Origin of the sequence: Vibrio sp. S11_S32 (genome assembly GCF_014694465.1) — a bacterium.
Taxonomy (GTDB): Bacteria; Pseudomonadota; Gammaproteobacteria; order Enterobacterales; family Vibrionaceae; genus Vibrio; species Vibrio algicola.
In genome coordinates this window covers 1-1,045 of the sequence record NZ_JAAUWS010000124.1, presented here as the reverse complement: position 1 = coordinate 1,045, position 1,045 = coordinate 1, and the positions used below count along the sequence as shown (strand labels likewise).

Genomic DNA, 1,045 nt, shown 5'->3' with positions numbered 1-1,045 from the left:
CCCCTACGGGATACCACTTCTCTCCTTTTGATTAAGAGAGTAGTAAAATGGGTCGTTAGCTCAGCTGGTAGAGCAGTTGACTTTTAATCAATTGGTCGCAGGTTCGAATCCTGCACGACCCACCATTTTCTCCCATGAAAATGCTTACTTTTGGTAAGAAAATAAATTTGGGGCTATAGCTCAGCTGGGAGAGCGCCTGCCTTGCACGCAGGAGGTCTGCGGTTCGATCCCGCATAGCTCCACCATTCCTTCCTTAGGAATTAAAATATAAGGGCGATTAGCTCAGTTGGGAGAGCACCTGCCTTACAAGCAGGGGGTCACTGGTTCGAGCCCGGTATCGCCCACCACTCTTTAAGTGTTTTCTATAATGTTTCGCATTCAATTTTTATTGAATGGGATTTCTTGTAGCTGAAAGCCTTTAAAAAGTGTTACGTTTGTAAAAAAAATAACTCTTTGCTCTTTAACAATTTGGAAAGCTGACTGAATAGCTTAATTGGTTTTTACTTTTGAAAAAGTAAAATAAAACAGCTCAGGCTGTAACAATTAAGTTATTCAAAATAAAAGTTCTCAATCTTATTACTTGCTTGCAAGTGATGAGTAACAACACACATTCAAGTGTCTTGCTTTTTTGCTTCTACTTTTTTTTAAAAAAAGTAAAACAAAAAAGAGTTGTATTCTTTGTTTAATGTAAATTAAACAAACTATTGAGTCCGGCAAATCGTTTATTCAAGATTACCCTCTTGAATAAACAAAAAACTAAACCTTAGTGTGTTAAACATACGGCTCATCTTTGATGAGTGTTTACACAGGTTTTGACGCAGATACGCGGCGAAAGAATTTATTGCGACAGGAGTGTAGCTCGCTACATGACCAAGCAATCAAGTCTTTCAACAAAGTAGATGCTAAAAAATCGATGTAAAGACCCTTTTGGGTTGTATGGTTAAGTGAATAAGCGTACACGGTGGATGCCTAGGCAGTCAGAGGCGATGAAGGACGTATTAACTTGCGATAAGCGTAGATAAGGCAGTAAAAGCCACTTGAGTCT

At 38.9% G+C, this 1,045-nt stretch carries 3 tRNA genes and 1 rRNA gene; all 4 read left to right on the top strand.

Annotated elements, in window-relative coordinates:
• Nucleotides 1–49: 49 nt before the first annotated feature.
• Nucleotides 50–125: transfer RNA gene (locus HC723_RS16860), tRNA-Lys, on the top strand.
• A 44-nt stretch (nt 126–169) separates the two neighbouring features.
• Nucleotides 170–245 (top strand) — tRNA-Ala (locus HC723_RS16855).
• A gap of 26 nt (nt 246–271) precedes the next feature.
• Nucleotides 272–347: transfer RNA gene (locus HC723_RS16850), tRNA-Val, on the top strand.
• A 591-nt stretch (nt 348–938) separates the two neighbouring features.
• Nucleotides 939–1,045 (top strand): 23S ribosomal RNA (locus tag HC723_RS16845); the annotation flags it as partial.